This window comes from Lysinibacillus sp. BNK-21 (assembly GCF_048684915.1).
Taxonomy (GTDB): domain Bacteria; phylum Bacillota; class Bacilli; order Bacillales_A; family Planococcaceae; genus Lysinibacillus; species Lysinibacillus capsici.
This window is the reverse complement of record NZ_JBLQTS010000001.1, coordinates 4,269,031-4,291,164: the sequence shown is the minus strand read 5'-3', so window position 1 is coordinate 4,291,164 and position 22,134 is coordinate 4,269,031. Positions and strand designations below refer to the sequence as shown.

Genomic DNA, 22,134 nt, shown 5'->3' with positions numbered 1-22,134 from the left:
TACTAATTAAAGAGTGGAGTGATGAAATGATGAAAAAGCGTGCATTAATTAATATTGATTATACAGTGGATTTCGTTGCGACGGATGGGGCTCTTACTTGCGGAGAGCCTGGGCAATTGCTCGAACGTGCAAATGTTGATTTAACAAAGGAGTTTATTAAGAGGGGGGATTTTACAGTATTTGCGATAGATGTTCATGAAAAGGGAGATATTTATCATCCAGAAACAAAGCTATTCCCACCTCATAATATTCGTCATACAGAAGGTAGAGAGTTATATGGTGCATTAAACTCATTATATGAAGAAAATAAAGACCAAGATTTCGTCTATTACATTGATAAAACGCGTTATTCTGCTTTTGCAGGAACAGATTTAGAATTGAAATTGCGTGAAAGAGGAATTGCTGAGCTGCATTTAATCGGCGTTTGTACAGATATTTGTGTTCTTCATACAGCAGTAGATGCTTATAATAAAGGGTTCGATATCGTCATTCATAAAAATGCTGTCGCCTCCTTTAATGAAGCTGGACATGAGTGGGCGTTAAATCATTTCGAGCATACTCTAGGTGCCACTATTATTTGACATGAATGGAGGGGAAAATATGAAATATGTAGATGATAGTTTCATGTTACACACGGACCTATACCAAATTAATATGGTTCAAACTTATTGGCAAGATGGTGTTCATCAACGTAAAGCTGTTTTCGAATTATATTTTAGAAAGCTTCCATTTGGCAATGGCTATGGAGTTTTCGCTGGATTGAAAAAAGTGATTGAGTTTATTAATAACTTTGGTTTCTCTCAAAGCGATATTCAATATTTACGAGAAGAGGGGAAGTATCCCGAGGAATTTCTTGAATACCTAAAAGAACTTAAATTTACAGGGACAATTAAGGGGATGAGAGAGGGAGAATTGGTCTTTGCAAACGAGCCTATCCTGCGAATTGAAGCACCATTAGCAGAGGCTCAATTAATTGAAACGCCGTTGTTAAATATCGTTAATTACCAAACCCTGATTGCAACAAAAGCTTCACGTATCAAACAAGTGACGGGTGAGGATGTTGTAATGGAATTTGGAACCCGCCGCGCACACGAATTTGATGCTGCTATTTGGGGAACTCGTGCTGCTTATATAGGCGGATTCTCTGCAACAAGCAATGTAAGAGCAGGAAAATTATTCGGTATTCCTGTGTCAGGAACACATGCCCATGCGATGATTCAAACCTATCGAGATGAATATACTGCGTTTAAAAAATACGCAGCAGCCCATAAAGACTGTGTTTTCCTAGTAGATACTTATGACACACTACGTTCTGGTGTTCCGAATGCTATCCGCGTAGCGAAGGAGCTAGGGAATCAAATTAATTTTATTGGTATCCGTTTAGACAGTGGAGATTTAGCCTATCTCTCAAAACAGGCAAGGAAAATGCTAGATGATGCAGGATTTACTGCAACTAAAATTATGGCTTCGAATGATTTGGATGAATATACAATTATGCATTTAAAGTCACAAGGGGCGCAAATTGATGCTTGGGGAATCGGAACTAAGCTGATTACAGCCTATGATCAAGCAGCTCTTGGTGGAGTATACAAATTAGTTGCAATAGAAAACGAAAGTGGAGAACTAGTTGATACCATTAAAATTTCAGCAAATCCTGAGAAAGTGACTACACCTGGACGTAAACGTGTTTACCGTATTATTAATGCAGAGAATGGTCATGCTGAAGGAGATTATATTGCGTTAGATAATGAAAACATACAGCAAGAAGAAAGATTGAAAATGTTCCACCCTATTCATACGTATATTAGTAAATTTGTTACAAATTTTACGGCGAAAGAGTTACATGAAAGTATTATAGAAAATGGAAATATTGTTTATGAGGAGCCAACTATTCAAGAAATACAAAAATATGTACAGGAAAACTTACATTTATTGTGGTGTGAGTATAAACGAACAATGAATCCTGAAGAATATCCTGTCGATTTAAGTCAAGTATGTTGGGACAATAAAATGGCAAGCATACAGGCAATAAAAGAAAAGGTTTCACAACGTATTTAAAAGTAACTGCTAGGAGGTAGAGACGATGGCGAGAATAGGTATTTATGGTTCATCATTTGATCCTATTACCAATGTCCATCTTTGGACAGCAAGCACTGTAGCACATCGGTGTAAGTTAGATAAGGTTATTTTTTTGCCTTGTTCAAATAAACGCAAAGATAAAACCATCAAAACAGCTGATACACATCGTTGGAATATGCTTCAGTTAGCTATTGCTAAGGACGATCGTTTTATCGCAGATTCCTATGAAATGGATCAAGAAGGCTGGAATATCTACACATATGACACTATGAAATACTTTAGAGAGAAGAACCCAGAGGATGAGGTGCATTTTATTATGGGTGCTGATTTACTAGTGGATATTGGTGCGGGTTTATGGAAAAAGGGCGACGCATTAGTAGCGGAGAATAAATTTATTGTAATGGCACGACACGGCATTGATATGCTCTCAACCATTAGTCGTTCTCCGATTTTAAGAAATAATGATGATGGAAGATTTCATCTTATAGATAAAGGGCTAGCGATGGAAATTAGCTCTACCTATATTCGAGAAGAATTCGCAATGGGAGGAGAACCGAGATACCTCTTGCCTACTGCTTGTTACAACTATATTAAAGAACATCATCTTTACCAAAAATAAAATAGTGAAGCTATCATTATAAGTGTGGATGACTACCACACTTATTTTAATTTTGAAAAGATGGTGAATTTTATCATATAGAGCTCAGGGTAAGCTATAATAAAAATAGTAATGAAGTACAATTTTTTGCTGTCAATTTTTAATAATGATTAATGTTAGAAAGGAATTCATGAATGTGCAGCTTACATTAACATTTCTTATTTTAGGAGCAACAATTTTCGCATTTGTGACCAATAAAATACGAGCAGATCTTGTAGCAATTGTGTCACTATTAGCATTTGTCATTATGGATATTTTGACGCCCTCGGAGGCATTAGCTGGTTTTTCAAACTCTGTAGTTTTAATGATTGCAGGGTTATTTGTCGTGGGTGCAGGGATTTTACGTACGGGCCTGGCAGGCATGGCGGGGCAACTCTTACTAAAATGGTCAGGCAATAGTGAGCTGAAGTTATTTGTGCTACTGCTTATTATTGTAGGATCGGTTGGTGCATTTATGAGTAATACGGGTACTGTCGCCTTAATGATGCCAATCGTTGTAAGTATAGCAATAAGTATGAAAGTCAGCCCTTCTAAATTTCTACTACCACTCTCCTATGTAGCAAGTCTTTCTGGTCTGATGACACTGATTGCGTCCCCAACCAATTTAATTGTCAGTCAGTTATTGGTTGATCGAGGCTATAACAAACTTGGCTTTTTTGAAGTAACTCCTATTGGTATCGTGGGGATGATTGCTGGCATTTCCTATTTAGTACTTGTAAGAAATATTTTATTACCAAAGGATCAAAACCGTACACAGACTAATGAAGGCTATAAACTTTCACCGAAAAAAATTATTAAACAATATGATTTAAATAATCGTCTATTTAAAATCTCCGTCCCTGAGGAGTCACCTATTATTGAAACATCGTTAGCGGAATTAAAACTACCAGCTAAGTATATGCTTTGTATGATGAAAATTCATAGGAAATCACAGGAGGGCATTAATTTACTACCGATGACTTATCAAGAAATGGCAGGACCAACTAGTGTCATTCATGCCAAGGATGAGTTATATGTTCAAGGAGAAATAGAGGATATTCGGCGTTTTGTTGAGGATTATCATCTTGAGATGCAAGGATTAGTTGAAGGAGAAGCCGATGAATTGGTATCGAAGCATCTGGGTATTGCAGAGGTATTGCTTACCCCGAATTCGAGCTTTATCAATGAAACGGTTAGTTCCCTTGGGTTCCGGGAAAAATACAATCTAAATATCATTGGTATTAATCGTAAGGGTGGTTACAAGCTTCAGGATATGGTGTCTCACAAATTAAAATTTGGGGACGCAATATTAGTACAGGGAGCATGGGATGAAATTCTTTTGTTAGCAAGAGAAACGCAAGATGTCGTGGTTGTAGGACAGCCGAAAGAACACGCAAGTGTGGCAGCAGCTACAGGCAAAGCTGGAATTGCGGGGATTATTATGTTATTCATGATTATTTTGATGGCATTTGAAGTTTTTCCTGCTGTCATTTCTGTGATGATTGGTGCTGTACTTATGATTTTAACAGGCTGCTTGAGAAACATGGAAGATGCCTATAGCAATATGAATTTTGAAAGTATTGTATTAGTAGCTGCCATGTTACCAATGGCGACAGCGTTAGAAAAAACAGGAGGCATGACCATTTTATCTGATGGTATTATTAATGCTTTAGGTGGTTTCGGACCATACGGTGTACTCATAGGAGTTTATATTTTGACAGCTATTTTCGGTCAATTTATTAGTAATACGGCAACTGCTGTATTGTTTGCACCCATTGCCATGAGTGCAGCCATTGCAATGGAGGTTAGTCCCACAACATTTATGATTGCAGTCGCAGTTGCAGCAAGTATGGCATTTGCTACGCCAATTGCTTCCCCTACGAATGCACTGGTAATGACAGCGGGGGGCTATAAATTTATGGATTTCGTAAGAATAGGGGTTCCGTTACAGCTTGTTATGTTTATTGTGATGATGATAGCCATCCCGTTCTTTTTCCCATTTTAAAAACTCGGTTTCTTTACCGAGTTTCAGACTGTAGACAAACTCAATGAATTTTGAGTTTGCCTACAGTCTTTTTTCTTTTACAATAAAATAAAGTAAAGCCGTTGATTTCCACTACGGGCGGACGCTTTCCGCGGGCGGGGTCGAGCTGCTTCCCTCGCTTCGCTCAGTCCAGGATCTCGACTTTCCCGCTTTTCCCGCAGGAGTCGCCACCCTTCGTTCCAATCAACTTCTACATAAAGAATTATTGATAAAAAGTACACTTTCGAGGTGATCAACCATGATGACGAAAAATCAAATCAATGAACGTGAACAATTAGAAATGCTAACGATTGATCAATTAGTTCCCCAAGATCATTTAGTACGAAAACTAGAGGCGGCTATTGATTTTTCATTTATCTATCCTTTAGTAGAAAACCTCTACTCTGCTAAAGGACGCCCTAGTATTGATCCTGTTGTTCTCTTTAAAATGACGTTTATTCAGTACGTTTTTGGTATACGGTCCATGCGTCAAACCATCAAAGAAATTGAAACGAATATGGCGTATCGTTGGTTTTTAGGGTTTGGCTTCCATACAGAAGTCCCGCATTTCTCTACCTTCGGTAAAAATTATGTCCGTCGCTTTCAAGACACTGATATATTTGAGCAGATATTCTATCGTATATTAAAAGAGATTATGCATCAAGGACTCCTCCATGCAGACCATTTATTTATCGATTCTACGCATGTGAAAGCGAGTGCGAATAAACGAAAGTATGATAAAAAAGTTGTGCGAAAAGAAACACGGGCTTATGAAGAGAAACTTCAATTAGAGTTAAATATTGATCGTGAGGAACACGGAAAAAAGCCCTTTCCCCCGGAGAAGTTTGAAAAGGAAGAATGGAAAGAAATAAAGGAAAGCACGACAGATCCTGAAAGTGGCTATTACGTGAAGGATGAACGTACGAAGCAGTTTGCGTATTCTTTTCATGCAGCGACAGATGAAAAGGGCTTTGTCTTGGGTGCCATTGTAACTCCGGGAAATGTGCACGATAGTCATGTATTACAGCCACTTGTGGAAAAAGTCATTGAAAACGTTCAAAAACCATTAGCTGTTGCGGCAGATGCAGCCTATAAAACACCAGCGATTACGAATTTTTTATTAGAGAATCAAATGTTGCCTGTTCTTCCTTATACACGTCCTAAAACGAAAGATGGATTCTTCCGAAAGCATGAGTATATATATGATGAGCACTATAATTGTTATCTTTGCCCACAAGGGCAGATATTGAAGTATGCAACAACGACGAAAGAAGGATATCGGCAATATAAATCGAATCCTTTGATTTGTGCGAAGTGTCCAAGCCTTTCCCAATGTACAGAAAGTAAGCATCATCAAAAACTCATTCAACGCCATATTTGGGAGTCGTATGTGGAGGAAGCTGAACATTTACGCCATTCCTATGACATCAAACAGATTTATGCAAAGCGCAAAGAAACGATTGAGCGTGTATTTGCGGATGCAAAAGAAAAGCATGGTATGCGATGGACAACCTTAAGAGGTCTAAAAAAATTGTCCATGCAGGCGATGCTTACTTTTGCTGCCATGAATTTAAAGAAACTGGCTACTTGGACGTGGCAGGCAGCTTAAGAAGGTAGCTATGCTCGAAGAGTATGTTGAATTTGGTAGTATATTATCAAATGTTAAAGATAAAATAGGAAGAAAAATGACAAAAGCCCATCGAGAGTGAACCTCTCGATGGCTTTTGTCTACAGTCTGAAACTCGGTTTCTTTACCGAGTTTTTTGTTTTTTTAAAGATCTATTATTTTTTTGTAGGAAATTATGATAAAATTATTTTCTAGTTCATGGTCTAATATTGAACTAGCTTGTGAATAGATTTGTTAGTTATTAATATATGAAGTTTTACTTTGGTAATAAAAAAATAAAGTTTTTTATTAAAAAGTGTTGACCTTTTAAAAATAAGGGTGTAGTATTATACAAGTCGCCAGGGTGACACGCTAAAATAAAGCAAAACATGAACCTTGAAAACTGAACAAGCAAAACGTAATCAATAAAGTTTTAAGTAGCTAGTTTTGCTAGTGAACGAAACACAATTTTGGACATCAAACATGATGCCAGCAAAACAATTTGAGCTAATCAAATTTCTTTTATGGAGAGTTTGATCCTGGCTCAGGACGAACGCTGGCGGCGTGCCTAATACATGCAAGTCGAGCGAACAGAAAAGGAGCTTGCTCCTTTGACGTTAGCGGCGGACGGGTGAGTAACACGTGGGCAACCTACCCTATAGTTTGGGATAACTCCGGGAAACCGGGGCTAATACCGAATAATCTCTTTTGCTTCATGGTGAAAGACTGAAAGACGGTTTCGGCTGTCGCTATAGGATGGGCCCGCGGCGCATTAGCTAGTTGGTGAGGTAACGGCTCACCAAGGCGACGATGCGTAGCCGACCTGAGAGGGTGATCGGCCACACTGGGACTGAGACACGGCCCAGACTCCTACGGGAGGCAGCAGTAGGGAATCTTCCACAATGGGCGAAAGCCTGATGGAGCAACGCCGCGTGAGTGAAGAAGGTTTTCGGATCGTAAAACTCTGTTGTAAGGGAAGAACAAGTACAGTAGTAACTGGCTGTACCTTGACGGTACCTTATTAGAAAGCCACGGCTAACTACGTGCCAGCAGCCGCGGTAATACGTAGGTGGCAAGCGTTGTCCGGAATTATTGGGCGTAAAGCGCGCGCAGGCGGTCCTTTAAGTCTGATGTGAAAGCCCACGGCTCAACCGTGGAGGGTCATTGGAAACTGGGGGACTTGAGTGCAGAAGAGGAAAGTGGAATTCCAAGTGTAGCGGTGAAATGCGTAGAGATTTGGAGGAACACCAGTGGCGAAGGCGACTTTCTGGTCTGTAACTGACGCTGAGGCGCGAAAGCGTGGGGAGCAAACAGGATTAGATACCCTGGTAGTCCACGCCGTAAACGATGAGTGCTAAGTGTTAGGGGGTTTCCGCCCCTTAGTGCTGCAGCTAACGCATTAAGCACTCCGCCTGGGGAGTACGGTCGCAAGACTGAAACTCAAAGGAATTGACGGGGGCCCGCACAAGCGGTGGAGCATGTGGTTTAATTCGAAGCAACGCGAAGAACCTTACCAGGTCTTGACATCCCGTTGACCACTGTAGAGATATAGTTTCCCCTTCGGGGGCAACGGTGACAGGTGGTGCATGGTTGTCGTCAGCTCGTGTCGTGAGATGTTGGGTTAAGTCCCGCAACGAGCGCAACCCTTGATCTTAGTTGCCATCATTTAGTTGGGCACTCTAAGGTGACTGCCGGTGACAAACCGGAGGAAGGTGGGGATGACGTCAAATCATCATGCCCCTTATGACCTGGGCTACACACGTGCTACAATGGACGATACAAACGGTTGCCAACTCGCGAGAGGGAGCTAATCCGATAAAGTCGTTCTCAGTTCGGATTGTAGGCTGCAACTCGCCTACATGAAGCCGGAATCGCTAGTAATCGCGGATCAGCATGCCGCGGTGAATACGTTCCCGGGCCTTGTACACACCGCCCGTCACACCACGAGAGTTTGTAACACCCGAAGTCGGTGAGGTAACCTTTTGGAGCCAGCCGCCGAAGGTGGGATAGATGATTGGGGTGAAGTCGTAACAAGGTAGCCGTATCGGAAGGTGCGGCTGGATCACCTCCTTTCTAAGGATTATTTCGGAATACAAACCTTGGGTTTGTAAGATTACGTTTTGCGTTCAGTTTTGAAGGTTCATTCTATCTGAATGAAACACTTCAAAACTTGTTCTTTGAAAACTGGATAAAACGACATTGAAATTGTAACAAACACATTTATTTTTTAAGTTTTTTATAGGCTTAATAACTTGGTTAAGTTATTAAGGGCGCACGGCGAATGCCTTGGCACTAGGAGCCGAAGAAGGACGGCACTAACACCGATATGCTTCGGGGAGCTGTAAGTGAGCTTTGATCCGGAGATTTCCGAATGGGGGAACCCACTACGTTTAATCGCGTAGTATCTTGACGTGAATACATAGCGTCTTGAAGGCAGACCCAGGGAACTGAAACATCTAAGTACCTGGAGGAAGAGAAAGAAAAATCGATTCCCTGAGTAGCGGCGAGCGAAACGGGAAGAGCCCAAACCAAGAGGCTTGCCTCTTGGGGTTGTAGGACACTCTATACGGAGTTACAAAAGAGCGAGTTAGATGAAGCGACTTGGAAAGGTCCGCCAGAGCAGGTAAAAGCCCTGTAGTCGAAAGTTCGTTCTCTCCTGAGTGGATCCTGAGTACGGCGGAACACGTGAAATTCCGTCGGAATCCGGGAGGACCATCTCCCAAGGCTAAATACTACCTAGTGACCGATAGTGAACCAGTACCGTGAGGGAAAGGTGAAAAGCACCCCGGAAGGGGAGTGAAAGAGATCCTGAAACCGTGTGCCTACAAGTAGTTAGAGCCCGTTAATGGGTGATAGCGTGCCTTTTGTAGAATGAACCGGCGAGTTACGATTACGTGCAAGGTTAAGCTTTAGAAGGCGGAGCCGCAGCGAAAGCGAGTCTGAATAGGGCGAAGTAGTACGTGGTCGTAGACCCGAAACCAGGTGATCTACCCATGTCCAGGGTGAAGGTGAGGTAACACTTACTGGAGGCCCGAACCCACGCACGTTGAAAAGTGCGGGGATGAGGTGTGGGTAGCGGAGAAATTCCAATCGAACTTGGAGATAGCTGGTTCTCTCCGAAATAGCTTTAGGGCTAGCCTCGTGATGAGAATACTGGAGGTAGAGCACTGTTTGGACTAGGGGGCCATCCCGGTTTACCGAATTCAGACAAACTCCGAATGCCAGATATTTATACACGGGAGTCAGACTGCGAGTGATAAGATCCGTAGTCAAAAGGGAAACAGCCCAGACCACCAGCTAAGGTCCCAAAGTAATCGTTAAGTGGAAAAGGATGTGGCGTTGCACAGACAACCAGGATGTTGGCTTAGAAGCAGCCATCATTTAAAGAGTGCGTAATAGCTCACTGGTCGAGTGACGCTGCGCCGAAAATGTATCGGGGCTAAACGATTCACCGAAGCTGTGGATTGACATCTACGATGTCAGTGGTAGGAGAGCGTTCTAAGTGCGTTGAAGTCAGATCGGAAGGACTGGTGGAGCGCTTAGAAGTGAGAATGCCGGTATGAGTAGCGAAAGACGGGTGAGAATCCCGTCCACCGTATGACTAAGGTTTCCTGAGGAAGGCTCGTCCGCTCAGGGTTAGTCGGGACCTAAGCCGAGGCCGATAGGCGTAGGCGATGGACAACAGGTTGATATTCCTGTACCACCTCCTCACCGTTTGAGAAATGGGGGGACGCAGTAGGATAGGGTAAGCGCGCCGTTGGTTGTGCGCGTCCAAGCAGTAAGGCGTGTGTGTAGGCAAATCCGCACACTGTAACGTTGAGCTGTGATGGCGAGTCCGTATGGACGAAGTTCCTGATTTCACACTGCCAAGAAAAGCCTCTATCGAGGTGAGAGGTGCCCGTACCGCAAACCGACACAGGTAGTCGAGGAGAGAATCCTAAGGTGTGCGAGAGAACTCTCGTTAAGGAACTCGGCAAAATGACCCCGTAACTTCGGGAGAAGGGGTGCTCTTGAGCGTGCAAGCGCATGAGAGCCGCAGTGAATAGGCCCAGGCGACTGTTTAGCAAAAACACAGGTCTCTGCAAAACCGTAAGGTGACGTATAGGGGCTGACGCCTGCCCGGTGCTGGAAGGTTAAGAGGAGTGGTTAGCGCAAGCGAAGCTGCGAATTGAAGCCCCAGTAAACGGCGGCCGTAACTATAACGGTCCTAAGGTAGCGAAATTCCTTGTCGGGTAAGTTCCGACCCGCACGAAAGGCGTAACGATCTGGGCACTGTCTCAACGAGAGACTCGGTGAAATTATAGTACCTGTGAAGATGCAGGTTACCCGCGACAGGACGGAAAGACCCCGTGGAGCTTTACTGTAGCCTGATATTGAATTTTGGTACAACTTGTACAGGATAGGTAGGAGCCAGAGATCTCGGAGCGCCAGCTTCGAAGGAGGCGTCGGTGGGATACTACCCTGGTTGTATTGAAATTCTAACCCATGCCCCTTAGCGGGGCAGGAGACAGTGTCAGGCGGACAGTTTGACTGGGGCGGTCGCCTCCTAAAAGGTAACGGAGGCGCCCAAAGGTTCCCTCAGAATGGTTGGAAATCATTCGTAGAGTGTAAAGGCACAAGGGAGCTTGACTGCGAGACCTACAAGTCGAGCAGGGTCGAAAGACGGGCTTAGTGATCCGGTGGTTCCGCATGGAAGGGCCATCGCTCAACGGATAAAAGCTACCCCGGGGATAACAGGCTTATCTCCCCCAAGAGTCCACATCGACGGGGAGGTTTGGCACCTCGATGTCGGCTCATCGCATCCTGGGGCTGTAGTCGGTCCCAAGGGTTGGGCTGTTCGCCCATTAAAGCGGTACGCGAGCTGGGTTCAGAACGTCGTGAGACAGTTCGGTCCCTATCCGTCGTGGGCGTAGGAAATTTGAGAGGAGCTGTCCTTAGTACGAGAGGACCGGGATGGACACACCGCTGGTGTACCAGTTGTCTTGCCAAAGGCATCGCTGGGTAGCTATGTGTGGACGGGATAAGTGCTGAAAGCATCTAAGCATGAAGCCCCCCTCAAGATGAGATTTCCCATTACGCAAGTAAGTAAGATCCCTCAAAGACGATGAGGTAGATAGGTTCGAGGTGGAAGTGTGGTGACACATGGAGCTGACGAATACTAATCGATCGAGGACTTAACCAAAAAAGTTTGAAACTTTCAATGTATCGTTTATCTAGTTTTGAAAGAATAAGTCTTTCAGCTGAATAAGTGAAGTGATGATGGCAAAGAGGTCACACCCGTTCCCATACCGAACACGGAAGTTAAGCTCTTTAGCGCCGATGGTAGTTGGGGGCTTCCCCCTGTGAGAGTAGGACGTCGCTTCGCTTATTTTTTGTGGAGGATTAGCTCAGCTGGGAGAGCACCTGCCTTACAAGCAGGGGGTCGGCGGTTCGAGCCCGTCATCCTCCACCATTTTGGTCCCGTGGTGTAGCGGTTAACATGCCTGCCTGTCACGCAGGAGATCGCCGGTTCGATCCCGGTCGGGACCGCCATTATTATTGCCGGTGTAGCTCAGTTGGTAGAGCAACTGACTTGTAATCAGTAGGTCGTGGGTTCGACTCCTATCGCCGGCACCATTCCCTTGGAGGGGTAGCGAAGTGGCTAAACGCGGCGGACTGTAAATCCGCTCCTTAGGGTTCGGCGGTTCGAATCCGTCCCCCTCCACCATTTTAGGGGCATAGTTCAACGGTAGAATAGAGGTCTCCAAAACCTTTGGTGTGGGTTCGATTCCTACTGCCCCTGCCAGGTATTGAGGTACTCGTTCATAATACAGCTAATATAATCTATATAGTGGCGATTGTGGCGAAGTGGTTAACGCATCGGATTGTGGTTCCGACATTCGTGGGTTCGATTCCCATCAGTCGCCCCATTTTAAAATTGGGGTATAGCCAAGCGGTAAGGCAACGGATTTTGATTCCGTCATGCCTAGGTTCGAATCCTAGTACCCCAGCCATTTTTAATTTCACGAGCCATTAGCTCAGTTGGTAGAGCATCTGACTTTTAATCAGAGGGTCGAAGGTTCGAGTCCTTCATGGCTCATCATTTTTTAATTAACATGCGCCCGTAGCTCAATTGGATAGAGCGTCTGACTACGGATCAGAAGGTTATGGGTTCGACTCCTGTCGGGCGCGCCAATAAAATCATGTTTACGGAATGTAGCTCAGCTTGGTAGAGCACTTGGTTTGGGACCAAGGGGTCGTAGGTTCGAATCCTGTCATTCCGACCATCTTTCATGATAAATGGGGCCTTAGCTCAGCTGGGAGAGCGCCTGCCTTGCACGCAGGAGGTCAGCGGTTCGATCCCGCTAGGCTCCACCATTGTAATATTTTTGGAGGTATACCCAAGTCTGGCTGAAGGGATCGGTCTTGAAAACCGACAGGCGGGTAACACCGCGCGGGGGTTCGAATCCCTCTACCTCCTCCATTTTTCGGGTCAGTAGCTCAGTTGGTAGAGCATTAGATTGAAGCTCTAAGTGTCGGCGGTTCGATTCCGTCCTGACCCACCATTATTGCGGGTGTAGTTTAATGGTAAAACCTCAGCCTTCCAAGCTGATGTCGTGAGTTCGATTCTCATCACCCGCTCCAAAATGGGCCTATAGCTCAGCTGGTTAGAGCGCACGCCTGATAAGCGTGAGGTCGATGGTTCGAGTCCATTTAGGCCCATATTATTCCGAAGTAGCTCAGTTGGTAGTAGCACCTGACTGTTAATCAGGTTGTCGCAGGTTCGAGTCCTGCCTTCGGAGCCACGGCCCGTTGGTCAAGTGGTTAAGACACCGCCCTTTCACGGCGGTAACACGGGTTCGAATCCCGTACGGGTCATCAAGCATGTAGCACAGATGTGTGTTACATGCTTTTTTCTATTCTCCTGTTCTTTAAACGATAAAAGATAATGCAATAGCAGAAAAAGGCCTATTTGCAAGGTGAGGGACTGAATTTAATTCCCCTAGCATCTTACTATGGGCTCCTATAAGCCGTTTCACTTACCACGTACACTTCCATGGTCAATACTTTTGTGAAGGCTGCTTGACTTCTCTAGTATAGCGATACAGGCGAAATCCTGGCCAGAGAATTTGTGAAACTGGTTCTGCTCTATGCGAAAGCGAAGCAACAGCAGCAAGTAAGTAGCCCAGAACGTATAGCTTTTTCACCATTTACAAAAATTCTATTGATTTCTTTGTTCTACACCCCCCTGAAAAAGGCTACATGACTACTGTAGCCTTTTTATAATAATTAATATCTTTCTCCCTTACATTCTCTTACGAAAGAGAGTCTATAGAGTAAATATGAACAAACTATTTCATATATAAAATATGTATGTTTTTTCAATTACTATTTTCATGGTGCTTGTTGTTTTGTTCCTCTAATATGAGGATAAGTGGAGGAATCGATATGAATATACAGGAGATACAGCAATTTTTAAGTCTATATCAGACAGAACAAAATGAATCAGAACTTTGGTTAAAGAATAGATTACAGGCAGTTAAGGATGCAGGTGAATATCACCCAACAACAGAGGAGCTAGTTTTTGGCGCACGTGTGGCATGGCGAAATAGCAATAAGTGTATTGGACGTCTATTTTGGCAGTCACTGCATGTGGTAGATGCACGTGATGTTTTAGATGAAAAGGCTATTTTTCAAAAATTACTAGAACATATTGATTATGCGACAAATCATGGGAAAATCCGTCCAACTATAACAGTGTTTGCTTCAGATAGAGTACGGATTTGGAATCATCAACTAATTCGTTATGCAGGCTATGAAACAGATGCAGGCATTATTGGAGATTCACAGTCCGTTAAATTTACAAAAGTGTGTGAGTCGTTAGGATGGAGAGGTAAAGGAACTGATTTTGATGTACTACCACTCGTTATACAGGTGGATAATCGTGCTCCTCAAATGTTTGTAATTCCTGAAGAAAATATAGTAGAGGTCTCAATCCGTCATCCAGAGTCAAATGATATGGAAAAATTAGGAATGAAGTGGTATGCCGTACCTATTATTTCGAGTATGCGTTTTCAAATGGCTGGAATTGATTTTCAAGCAGCTCCATTTAACGGCTGGTATATGGGAACAGAGATTGGTGCACGAAATTTAGCAGATCATGATCGTTATAATATGTTACCTGCAATTGCAGAGATTTTTAATCTTGATACAACCAAACATGCGTCTCTTTGGCGTGATCGTGCTTTAGTAGAACTTAATATTGCTGTTCTTCACTCATTTAAAGAAGATGGTGTGAGCATTGTTGATCATCATACAGCAGCTCAGCAGTTTAAATTGTTTGAGGAGGCAGAAAAATCAACAGGAAGAGAAGTTACAGGCAACTGGACATGGTTAATCCCACCACTTTCCCCTGCCACAACTCATATATTCCATAAACCCTATGTAAATATTTATCATACACCAAATTATTTTTACCAAAAACCATGCTATTAGTGTAAAGGAATTGTTTACTTTCAATACTTTTGATGAGAGAGGGCGCTTACTATGTTAAATCAGCAAATTCCCAATATCCCATGGAGACAATTGACGACACCTTATGGTAGAGGTACAGCCATTCCTAAGCTGATAGAACAGGAGCAATACACACAACTAGCTGAATTAATTGAACATCAAGGTACACTGTGGCAGGTGACACCATGGGTTTTGCTTGTCCTGCTAAAAAAGCTTACTAGTAAAAAATTAGAGGTTGTCTCCTTACAAGAGGTACAGTTATATTTAGCTGTGGCACATGCTATTACCAAGGATTATCTCGAGCCAGTCAATACTGTTAAAAATATGCAGGAGCTATTAGACGTCAACTATTTGTGGATAGAAAATGAGGATAATGATGAGCAGGAGTGGGAGAAAGAAACGCCAAAGGGCTATGAGGAGCAAGCTTTTGTAGGCTATTACTATTATAGTTATATGCTTTTACAAGAGGCTGTTCCTATTTTTTCTACTATAACAGCTCGTAATAATGAAGCATCAGAATGCCTTGCTGAATTGCTAACATTACTCCAGCAACCCGACAATTAAGTAATGTGTAAACACTATATAGAAATAGAGCAGATGGAGGAATCTAATCCACCTGCTTTATTTAATTTTAATGCACATATTCATCCTTAGAGGCTCTCATTGAGCAAAAGAAGAGTAACATTGCTACAACGACAAAGAGCCATCCCGCAATATTCCAGCCGCCAAATAAATCATGCAAGTAGCCAAAAAGAATAGGACCAATTGCGGCAAATAAATAACCCAAAGATTGTGCAAAGCCTGATAAATCTGCTGCTTCAAATGCAGTACGAGTACGGAGAGTGAAGAACATCATTGCTAGGGCAAATGAAGAACCACCTGCTAACCCTAGAAGAACCATCCACAGTACCCCAAGACTTGTCCATTCCATGACAACCCCAACAAAGCCTACTAAATAGAAGGATGTAAACATCAATACAAGTGGGCGTTGAGAAGTCATTTTACCAGCAATAATAGGCACTGCTAAGGCCATTGGTACTTGTGAGAATTGCATGATTGAAAACATCCAGCCAGCTTTATCAGGTGCTAAACCTTGAGCAATATAGATCTCAGGTATCCAAGCTGCTGTTGTGTAGAATAATAAAGACTGTAAACCCATTGCCCCTGTGACAGCCCAAGTAACAGGTGATTTCCATAAAGGTGTACTGGTCTTCTTAGATGTAGTAACTGGTTCTGGTTTATTTGATTTTAGTTGAGGTATCCAAATTAAGATTGTAATTAGAACGAGTATGAGTGCAATGGAAAGTGCACCTTGCCAGCCTAACGATGAATTAGCTATCGGATAGCTAATACCAGCACCAAGGCCAGCAGTAAAATTCATGGACATGGTGAAAAAGGCCATTAATAAACCCACATGATAGGGAAATTTCAACTTCAATAATCCTGGAATTAGTACATTTCCAAAAGAAATGGCTACGCCAATTAACACAGTACCCAATAGAAGTAATTCTGTAGTACCAAGTGAACGTAGGACAATTCCTAAAGCCAAGAGAAAAGTTGATAAAAATAATGTTAGCTCAAGCCCTAGTTTGCGTGCTACAACGGGTGCAAATGGAGATATAACAGCAAAAGCCAGCAATGGTATCGTTGTTAGAAAGCCTGCCAATACATTAGATATTCCAAGATCTTCACGGATAAAGGATATAATTGGGCCAACAACAGTTAGTGGCATTCGTAATGTAGAGGCTATAAAGATAACTCCAAAGACTAAAAGTAAGGTTGTTCCTTTCCAGCTAATTTTTTTACTTGGAAAACTAGTGGAATGATCATTTGTAGTCAAAATAAAATCCCCCCTAATAATAACCATTCTAATTGAACTACTATAACACTTTATCACACTATTAAAAATAGTAGAAGATTCATAAAATACAGAACATTTATGGTTGTATTGAAATGTCTATGGTCTTATGTTAGTATAATAAACATCATAAATTTAATAATTATATGCCTCATGTTTGTATTGAGGTAGAGGTCGCGATATTTATAAGTATGCTAATTGAAATGACAAGCATTGATGAAATTAGTTGAAAGGAAATATTGCCGAAGTGTGAGGGGACTTGAAAACCTCATGCTGGGGCTGTCTCCGAAAGGAACAGAACTGTCACGTTTGCACAACGTGTTGAGCTATCATGTAGGAAAACTGAGGATTAACGTAGCCATCACAGTGTATATGTGATGGCATTTTTTTGCCTCATAAATAGGAAGGAAGCTATATCGTGAGTGAAATAAAAGTAAATCAGCTCGGACATAAAGCGCCGAAGCTGAAAAAAGAATTAAAAAGCCGTCATATTACAATGATTTCTTTAGGCGGTACAATTGGTACGGGGCTATTTTTAGCCAGTGGAGGTGCAATTGCTCAGGCAGGGCCTGGAGGAGCATTGCTTGCCTATGCTTTAATCGGTATTATGGTGTATTTTTTAATGACAAGCTTAGGGGAAATGGCTGCCTATATGCCATCCTCAGGTTCATTTAGTACGTATGCAACCAAATTTGTAGATCCTGCTTTGGGCTTTGCATTAGGCTGGAACTACTGGTATAACTGGGCAATCACCATTGCTGCCGAAATTGCTGCTGTGTCATTAATTATGAAATATTGGTTCCCAGATAGCTCATCAGCACTTTGGACAGTATTATTTATTGCTGTTGTATTGACATTTAATTTACTATCCGTAAAAAGTTATGGTGAAAGTGAATATTGGTTTGCCATGATTAAAGTAGCAACGGTTATTGTTTTTATTATCATTAGCTTACTAATGATTTTTGGTATTTTAGGTGGGCAGGCTCCTGTAGGTTTCACTAATTTCTTTGTTAGTGATGGGCCATTCCATGGTGGCTTCCTTGCTACATTTGGTATTTTCCTAGCTGCAGGATTTTCATTCCAAGGGACAGAATTACTAGGAATTACAGCTGGTGAAACAGATGATCCTGGTAAAAATATTCCGAAGGCTGTTAAATCTGTATTTTGGCGTATTCTTTTGTTCTATATTTTAGCGATTGGTGCAATTGGGATGTTAATTCCATTTACAGACGAACGTTTATTATCAGAAGATATCGCAGTATCACCGTTTACACTAGTGTTTGACCGCCTAGGTATTGCCTTTGCTGCTTCATTAATGAATGCCATTATTTTAACGGCTATGCTGTCAGCAGGAAATTCAGGACTATATGCATCTTCTCGTATGTTATGGCAATTAGCAGTGGATGGACATGCACCTAAATTTTTTGCAAAGCTAAGTCGTAGAGGTATTCCGATTTATGCACTTATGGCAACATTAGCTGTAGGCTGCTTAGCATTTTTGGCATCCTTCTTTGGCGATGGAGTGGTTTATATCTGGCTATTAAATGCTTCTGGAATGTCTGGCTTTATTGCATGGCTAGGGATTGCGTTTAGTCATTATCGTTTCCGCCGAGCGTTTGATGCACAAGGCTTAGATCCAAAGTTATTACCTTATAAAGCCAAATTATATCCGTTTGGACCATTATTTGCTTTTACAGTTTGTATGATCGTAGTCATTGGACAAAATTACTCAGCCTTTACAGGCGATAAGATTGATTGGTACGGTATCCTTGTTTCGTATATTGGGATTCCATTATTTTTAGCATTATGGTTTGGCTATAAATTAAAGCACAAAACAAAAATGCTTCCACTTGAAGATTGTGATTTAAAAGTTGAAGATTAAATAATAGAGCTGTTCTATAAACCAAAGAGTGATGGTTTATGGAGCAGCTCTTTTTTCAACACTCATAAACAAATCTCTAATGATACATCATAAATATGGTAATGTAATATACATATGGAAATTGGGTTTTGATAGGAGAGGTGCATCAAAGTGCAAAAGCATATTTTACTTGTAGAAGACGATGAAGCCATTCGTGAAATGGTTTCTAATTACTTAACGATGGAAGGTTTCCATGTCACAACAGTGACTAATGGCGAAGAGGCATTACAAAATTGTTTGCAAAAAACCTTTGATTTAGTCATCTTAGATATTATGATTCCTAAATTAAATGGATTGGAAGTATTAAAGATTATTAGAGAGCAGGCAGCACTTCCTATCATTATTATGTCTGCAAAAGACAGTGATGTTGATAAAGCATTGGGCTTAGGGTTAGGGGCAGATGATTATATTGCTAAACCCTTTTCTATGCTAGAATTTTCAGCACGTGTAAAGGCTGTTATCAGAAGAGCTACGAAATACTCTAGTCAAGCTGAACAAAAGCAAGAGGTACTCGAAATTGATAATTTAAAGATAGATATCGTTAATTTCTCAATAACAAAGAGCGGACAAGACATAAAGCTGACATCAAAGGAATTTTCCATTTTAAAATTGTTTGTGACAAATCGTCACAGAGTTTTTACCAAAGAGCAAATTTATCAGACGATATGGAAAGATGCCTATTATGGAGATGAAAATATTATAAATGTACATATCAGAAGACTCCGTGAAAAAATAGAAGATGATCCGTCACATCCTCACTATATTAAAACCCTATGGGGAATCGGCTATAAATTTGAAGGGTAAAAATATATGATATTTCTATTATTATTAATCATTGTATTGCTAATCGGCATTCTTATTTTTCAATGGAAAATCAAGAAGGAACAAGAACGTGCTATCCAATATATTCATCGAAAACTACACGTAATTGTGAATGAACAGACGTATGAAAAGATTCTAGTAACAACTACAAATTCAGAAATTCAACAGTTACTTATTACACTGAATACTTTGCTAGATCAACATCAAAAAATTCAGGCTACACATCGTAAAATGGAAAATTCCATGAAAAAGATGTTGGCCAATATTTCACATGATCTTAAAACGCCTTTAACCGTTGTACTTGGCTATATTGAAATGCTTCAACTTCAAAACGGGATTAGTGACGAGGAACAGCAACGTTTACTTACGGGTGTACATGCTAAAACATTAGAAGTATTAAAAATTATTCATACATTTTTTGACTTGGCAAAATTAGAGGCTGGGGACACAGATTATCCAATCTCTAAAATCAATGTCAGTGAAATATGCCGAAAAAATGTTTTGTCTTTTTACGATTTGGTTACTTCATTGGGATTAGATATTAAAATTGATATCCCTGAAAGCTCCATATATGCACTTGGTAATGAAGAAGCATTAAATAGAGTGCTAAACAATCTACTGTCTAATGCTATTGCATATGGAGCAGATGGCAATGTAATTGGAATTACTATAAGAAACGATGAAGCCAATATTGATATTGATGTGTGGGATTGTGGCAAGGGCATTGATGAATACCATATCGATCGCGTTTTTGAAAGGATGTATACACTTGAGGATTCTCGAAATAAATCTTTCCAAGGTAGCGGTCTGGGACTAACGATTACAAAGCGGCTTGTAGAAATAATGAATGGCTCGATCCGTTTATCGAGTATTCCCTATGAAAAAACTATTTTTACGATTTCGTTAAAGCGAATGATGTATTGAATCCATTATGCTTGTAGAGCTTTAATGCTTTGCAGGCTTTTTTACTTAAGAAATTTGTAAGAATGCAGTAATAAAATAGAGAGTTTCATTTTTTATAATGAAACTAGTCACAATTGAGGGAGAGAATTACATGACATACATTGTAAAAACAAATCAGCTTACGAAAGTGTACGATGGAAAGGAAGTTGTTTCTGCTGTCAATATGAACGTTAAGAAAGGTGAGATTTATGGATTTTTAGGTCCTAATGGTGCGGGTAAAACGACTGTTATGAAGATGCTAACTAATCTTACGAAACCTACAAGTGGGGATGTAGAAATTTTGGGGGCGAAATTGACGGACAAATCCTATGAAATACTAAAAAGAATGGGGACAATTATTGAATATCCTATTTTTTATGAAAAATTAACGGCTAGAGAGACCCTGGAATTACATTGTGAATACATGGGTTATTATGATAAGAAAGAAATTGCACATGTTCTTAATTTAGTAAAGTTATCGAATACAGAGAATAAGCAGGTTAAAGATTTTTCTCTGGGGATGAAGCAAAGATTAGGCATCGCAAGGGCCATTATTACAAAGCCAGAGTTACTTATATTAGACGAACCAATTAATGGATTGGACCCAGTAGGGATAAAGGAGTTAAGAGAGCTTTTCAAGATGCTTTGTAAGGAGTACGGCATAACTATTATTATCTCTAGTCATATTCTAGCTGAAATAGAACAATTGGTCGATACAATAGGTGTTATTAAGAATGGAAGGCTCATCACTGAGGTAGCAATGGATACTATTAATCGTGATCAGGTCAATTATACGGAAGTGATCGTAAGTGATGGGAAAAAGGCAGCGTTTATTATTGAAAGCGAATTAAACATTACGAATTTTAAGCTGATGGATGATAACTCTATACGTATATACGACTCAACAGTATCCCAACAAAGCCTATCGAGAGCATTAATTGAACATGACGTTGAGATTGAAGAGATTAGTAAAAAAACTAGTTCATTAGAGGATTATTTCTTAAAGCTAATCAATGGAGGTGTTGTCCATGCTTAATTTAATGCGTTTAGAAATGAAAAAATTTCATTTAGGTTCATATGTTAAAGGAGCCATTATCGCTAATTTTGTTATTCTTGGTTTTTTGTTTATGATTTTATTTATTTCTAAAGTGGAAGGAGACCCAGGGCTTGAAAATTATGAGGTTGCATTCAGTGTTATTGATTCATTTGTAAGAGCAGTTTTTATGATTTTTGCTTCTACGTTAATAGCTAAGTTAATCATCGGAGAATATAAATTTAAAACCATTACATTAGCCTTTATGTATCCTATAAGTAGAAAGAAATTAATGGTCGCAAAGCTTGCTATTGTCATGCTATTTACTTTCAGTATGATCATTATCTCCAATGCTCTTATTACAACCATTTTTTGTATCATAAGCGATCGATATGAATTAATTCCTGATGTACTATCTAGTTCTTTAATTATCCAGCAAATACCTTCTGTATTGATGAATGCGATTGCTGCCTCAGGTATAGCTTTAATCCCATTGTATTTCGGGATGAGAAAATACTCTATACCGACAACTATTATTTCATCTATTATAATTGTGTCTGTAACTTCGTCAAATTCAGGTAACTTTACTTTAAACGATATAATTATTATTCCAATTACTTTAGCAATCGTGGGTCTTGGTATTGCTTATTTAGCCATTAGAAATATCGAAAAGGTGGATGTTTAATCAAAAAGATACCAGGTGCTCATTACTATAGAGTA

General features: G+C 40.9%; 13 protein-coding genes, 17 tRNA genes, 3 rRNA genes and 1 riboswitch. Of the genes, 32 read left to right on the top strand and 1 reads right to left on the bottom strand.

What is annotated here, in order from left to right:
* Positions 1-26 precede the first annotated feature (26 nt).
* From ACMGGO_RS21570 to ACMGGO_RS21440, 27 genes are all read left to right on the top strand, one after another.
* Entirely contained in the window at positions 27-581 is a 555-nt protein-coding gene (locus ACMGGO_RS21570) for a cysteine hydrolase family protein (protein ID WP_054548938.1), read from the top strand.
* 19 nt (positions 582-600) lie between these two features.
* Complete coding sequence (locus ACMGGO_RS21565) at positions 601-2,058, top strand: nicotinate phosphoribosyltransferase (RefSeq protein WP_054548939.1); 1,458 nt, start codon at positions 601-603, stop codon at positions 2,056-2,058.
* 25 nt (positions 2,059-2,083) lie between these two features.
* Positions 2,084-2,698: a nicotinate-nucleotide adenylyltransferase gene (gene nadD / locus ACMGGO_RS21560; protein ID WP_048390705.1), complete on the top strand. Its 615-nt coding sequence runs from the start codon at positions 2,084-2,086 to the stop codon at positions 2,696-2,698.
* Positions 2,699-2,867: 169 nt separating this feature from the next.
* Entirely contained in the window at positions 2,868-4,721 is a 1,854-nt protein-coding gene (locus tag ACMGGO_RS21555) for an SLC13 family permease (protein WP_115673041.1), read from the top strand.
* A gap of 277 nt (positions 4,722-4,998) precedes the next feature.
* A complete protein-coding gene (locus tag ACMGGO_RS21550; protein ID WP_420281576.1) occupies positions 4,999-6,348 on the top strand; it encodes an IS1182 family transposase in 1,350 nt (449 codons plus the stop codon).
* A gap of 518 nt (positions 6,349-6,866) precedes the next feature.
* Positions 6,867-8,418, top strand: a 16S ribosomal RNA gene (locus ACMGGO_RS21545).
* A 181-nt stretch (positions 8,419-8,599) separates the two neighbouring features.
* A 23S ribosomal RNA gene (locus ACMGGO_RS21540) occupies positions 8,600-11,527 on the top strand.
* A gap of 67 nt (positions 11,528-11,594) precedes the next feature.
* Positions 11,595-11,710 (top strand): 5S ribosomal RNA (rrf, locus tag ACMGGO_RS21535).
* The 16S, 23S and 5S rRNA genes sit together here with 17 tRNA genes alongside, the layout of an rRNA operon.
* An 11-nt stretch (positions 11,711-11,721) precedes the next feature.
* Positions 11,722-11,797: transfer RNA gene (locus tag ACMGGO_RS21530), tRNA-Val, on the top strand.
* Between the two features lie 4 nt (positions 11,798-11,801).
* A tRNA-Asp gene (locus tag ACMGGO_RS21525) sits at positions 11,802-11,877 on the top strand.
* An 8-nt stretch (positions 11,878-11,885) separates the two neighbouring features.
* Positions 11,886-11,961, top strand: a tRNA-Thr gene (locus ACMGGO_RS21520).
* A 7-nt stretch (positions 11,962-11,968) separates the two neighbouring features.
* Positions 11,969-12,052, top strand: a tRNA-Tyr gene (locus tag ACMGGO_RS21515).
* Between the two features lie 4 nt (positions 12,053-12,056).
* Positions 12,057-12,130: transfer RNA gene (locus tag ACMGGO_RS21510), tRNA-Trp, on the top strand.
* Positions 12,131-12,178: 48 nt separating this feature from the next.
* Positions 12,179-12,254 (top strand) — tRNA-His (locus tag ACMGGO_RS21505).
* A 9-nt stretch (positions 12,255-12,263) separates the two neighbouring features.
* A tRNA-Gln gene (locus ACMGGO_RS21500) sits at positions 12,264-12,338 on the top strand.
* A 13-nt stretch (positions 12,339-12,351) separates the two neighbouring features.
* Positions 12,352-12,424 (top strand) — tRNA-Lys (locus ACMGGO_RS21495).
* Positions 12,425-12,442: 18 nt separating this feature from the next.
* Positions 12,443-12,519, top strand: a tRNA-Arg gene (locus ACMGGO_RS21490).
* Positions 12,520-12,534: 15 nt separating this feature from the next.
* Positions 12,535-12,611: transfer RNA gene (locus tag ACMGGO_RS21485), tRNA-Pro, on the top strand.
* 15 nt (positions 12,612-12,626) lie between these two features.
* Positions 12,627-12,702 (top strand) — tRNA-Ala (locus ACMGGO_RS21480).
* 13 nt (positions 12,703-12,715) lie between these two features.
* Positions 12,716-12,808 (top strand) — tRNA-Ser (locus ACMGGO_RS21475).
* Between the two features lie 6 nt (positions 12,809-12,814).
* Positions 12,815-12,890 (top strand) — tRNA-Phe (locus ACMGGO_RS21470).
* Between the two features lie 5 nt (positions 12,891-12,895).
* Positions 12,896-12,969 (top strand) — tRNA-Gly (locus ACMGGO_RS21465).
* Between the two features lie 4 nt (positions 12,970-12,973).
* Positions 12,974-13,047: transfer RNA gene (locus tag ACMGGO_RS21460), tRNA-Ile, on the top strand.
* 6 nt (positions 13,048-13,053) lie between these two features.
* Positions 13,054-13,130 (top strand) — tRNA-Asn (locus ACMGGO_RS21455).
* 1 nt (position 13,131) lies between these two features.
* Positions 13,132-13,203 (top strand) — tRNA-Glu (locus tag ACMGGO_RS21450).
* 570 nt (positions 13,204-13,773) lie between these two features.
* Positions 13,774-14,820: a nitric oxide synthase oxygenase gene (locus ACMGGO_RS21445; protein ID WP_054548679.1), complete on the top strand. Its 1,047-nt coding sequence runs from the start codon at positions 13,774-13,776 to the stop codon at positions 14,818-14,820.
* 51 nt (positions 14,821-14,871) lie between these two features.
* Positions 14,872-15,402, top strand: a complete 531-nt coding sequence (locus ACMGGO_RS21440) for a hypothetical protein (RefSeq protein WP_054548680.1) — start codon at positions 14,872-14,874, stop codon at positions 15,400-15,402.
* Positions 15,403-15,469: 67 nt separating this feature from the next.
* On the opposite strand, the gene ACMGGO_RS21435 is transcribed toward ACMGGO_RS21440, so the two are convergent.
* Positions 15,470-16,678: a CynX/NimT family MFS transporter gene (locus ACMGGO_RS21435; protein WP_048391934.1), complete on the bottom strand. Its 1,209-nt coding sequence runs from the start codon at positions 16,676-16,678 to the stop codon at positions 15,470-15,472.
* A gap of 178 nt (positions 16,679-16,856) precedes the next feature.
* Positions 16,857-17,033, top strand: a riboswitch (Lysine riboswitch).
* An 81-nt stretch (positions 17,034-17,114) separates the two neighbouring features.
* On the opposite strand from ACMGGO_RS21435, the gene ACMGGO_RS21430 reads away from it, so the two are divergent.
* The 5 genes from ACMGGO_RS21430 (at position 17,115) to ACMGGO_RS21410 (ending at position 22,099) form a co-directional block, all read left to right on the top strand.
* Positions 17,115-18,578, top strand: a complete 1,464-nt coding sequence (locus ACMGGO_RS21430; RefSeq protein ID WP_420282245.1) for an amino acid permease — start codon at positions 17,115-17,117, stop codon at positions 18,576-18,578.
* Between the two features lie 150 nt (positions 18,579-18,728).
* Complete coding sequence (locus tag ACMGGO_RS21425; protein ID WP_048391932.1) at positions 18,729-19,421, top strand: response regulator transcription factor; 693 nt, start codon at positions 18,729-18,731, stop codon at positions 19,419-19,421.
* A gap of 6 nt (positions 19,422-19,427) precedes the next feature.
* Positions 19,428-20,363, top strand: a complete 936-nt coding sequence (locus ACMGGO_RS21420; RefSeq protein ID WP_420282244.1) for a sensor histidine kinase — start codon at positions 19,428-19,430, stop codon at positions 20,361-20,363.
* Positions 20,364-20,493: 130 nt separating this feature from the next.
* Positions 20,494-21,417 (top strand): ABC transporter ATP-binding protein, encoded by a 924-nt coding sequence (locus ACMGGO_RS21415; RefSeq protein ID WP_103117310.1) that lies wholly within the window; start codon positions 20,494-20,496, stop codon positions 21,415-21,417.
* Positions 21,410-22,099: an ABC transporter permease gene (locus ACMGGO_RS21410; RefSeq protein ID WP_048391929.1), complete on the top strand. Its 690-nt coding sequence runs from the start codon at positions 21,410-21,412 to the stop codon at positions 22,097-22,099. Before ACMGGO_RS21415 ends, ACMGGO_RS21410 begins: the two co-directional genes overlap by 8 nt.
* Positions 22,100-22,134 lie beyond the last annotated feature (35 nt).

Coding starts and splice junctions, on each gene's coding strand:
- ACMGGO_RS21570 (WP_054548938.1), top strand. CDS start 27: ATGATGAAAAAGCGTGCATTAATTAATATTGATTATACAGTGGATTTC.
- nadD (WP_048390705.1), top strand. CDS start 2,084: ATGGCGAGAATAGGTATTTATGGTTCATCATTTGATCCTATTACCAAT.
- ACMGGO_RS21445 (WP_054548679.1), top strand. CDS start 13,774: ATGAATATACAGGAGATACAGCAATTTTTAAGTCTATATCAGACAGAA.
- ACMGGO_RS21420 (WP_420282244.1), top strand. CDS start 19,428: ATGATATTTCTATTATTATTAATCATTGTATTGCTAATCGGCATTCTT.
- ACMGGO_RS21565 (WP_054548939.1), top strand. CDS start 601: ATGAAATATGTAGATGATAGTTTCATGTTACACACGGACCTATACCAA.
- ACMGGO_RS21415 (WP_103117310.1), top strand. CDS start 20,494: ATGACATACATTGTAAAAACAAATCAGCTTACGAAAGTGTACGATGGA.
- ACMGGO_RS21550 (WP_420281576.1), top strand. CDS start 4,999: ATGATGACGAAAAATCAAATCAATGAACGTGAACAATTAGAAATGCTA.
- ACMGGO_RS21555 (WP_115673041.1), top strand. CDS start 2,868: ATGAATGTGCAGCTTACATTAACATTTCTTATTTTAGGAGCAACAATT.
- ACMGGO_RS21440 (WP_054548680.1), top strand. CDS start 14,872: ATGTTAAATCAGCAAATTCCCAATATCCCATGGAGACAATTGACGACA.
- ACMGGO_RS21410 (WP_048391929.1), top strand. CDS start 21,410: ATGCTTAATTTAATGCGTTTAGAAATGAAAAAATTTCATTTAGGTTCA.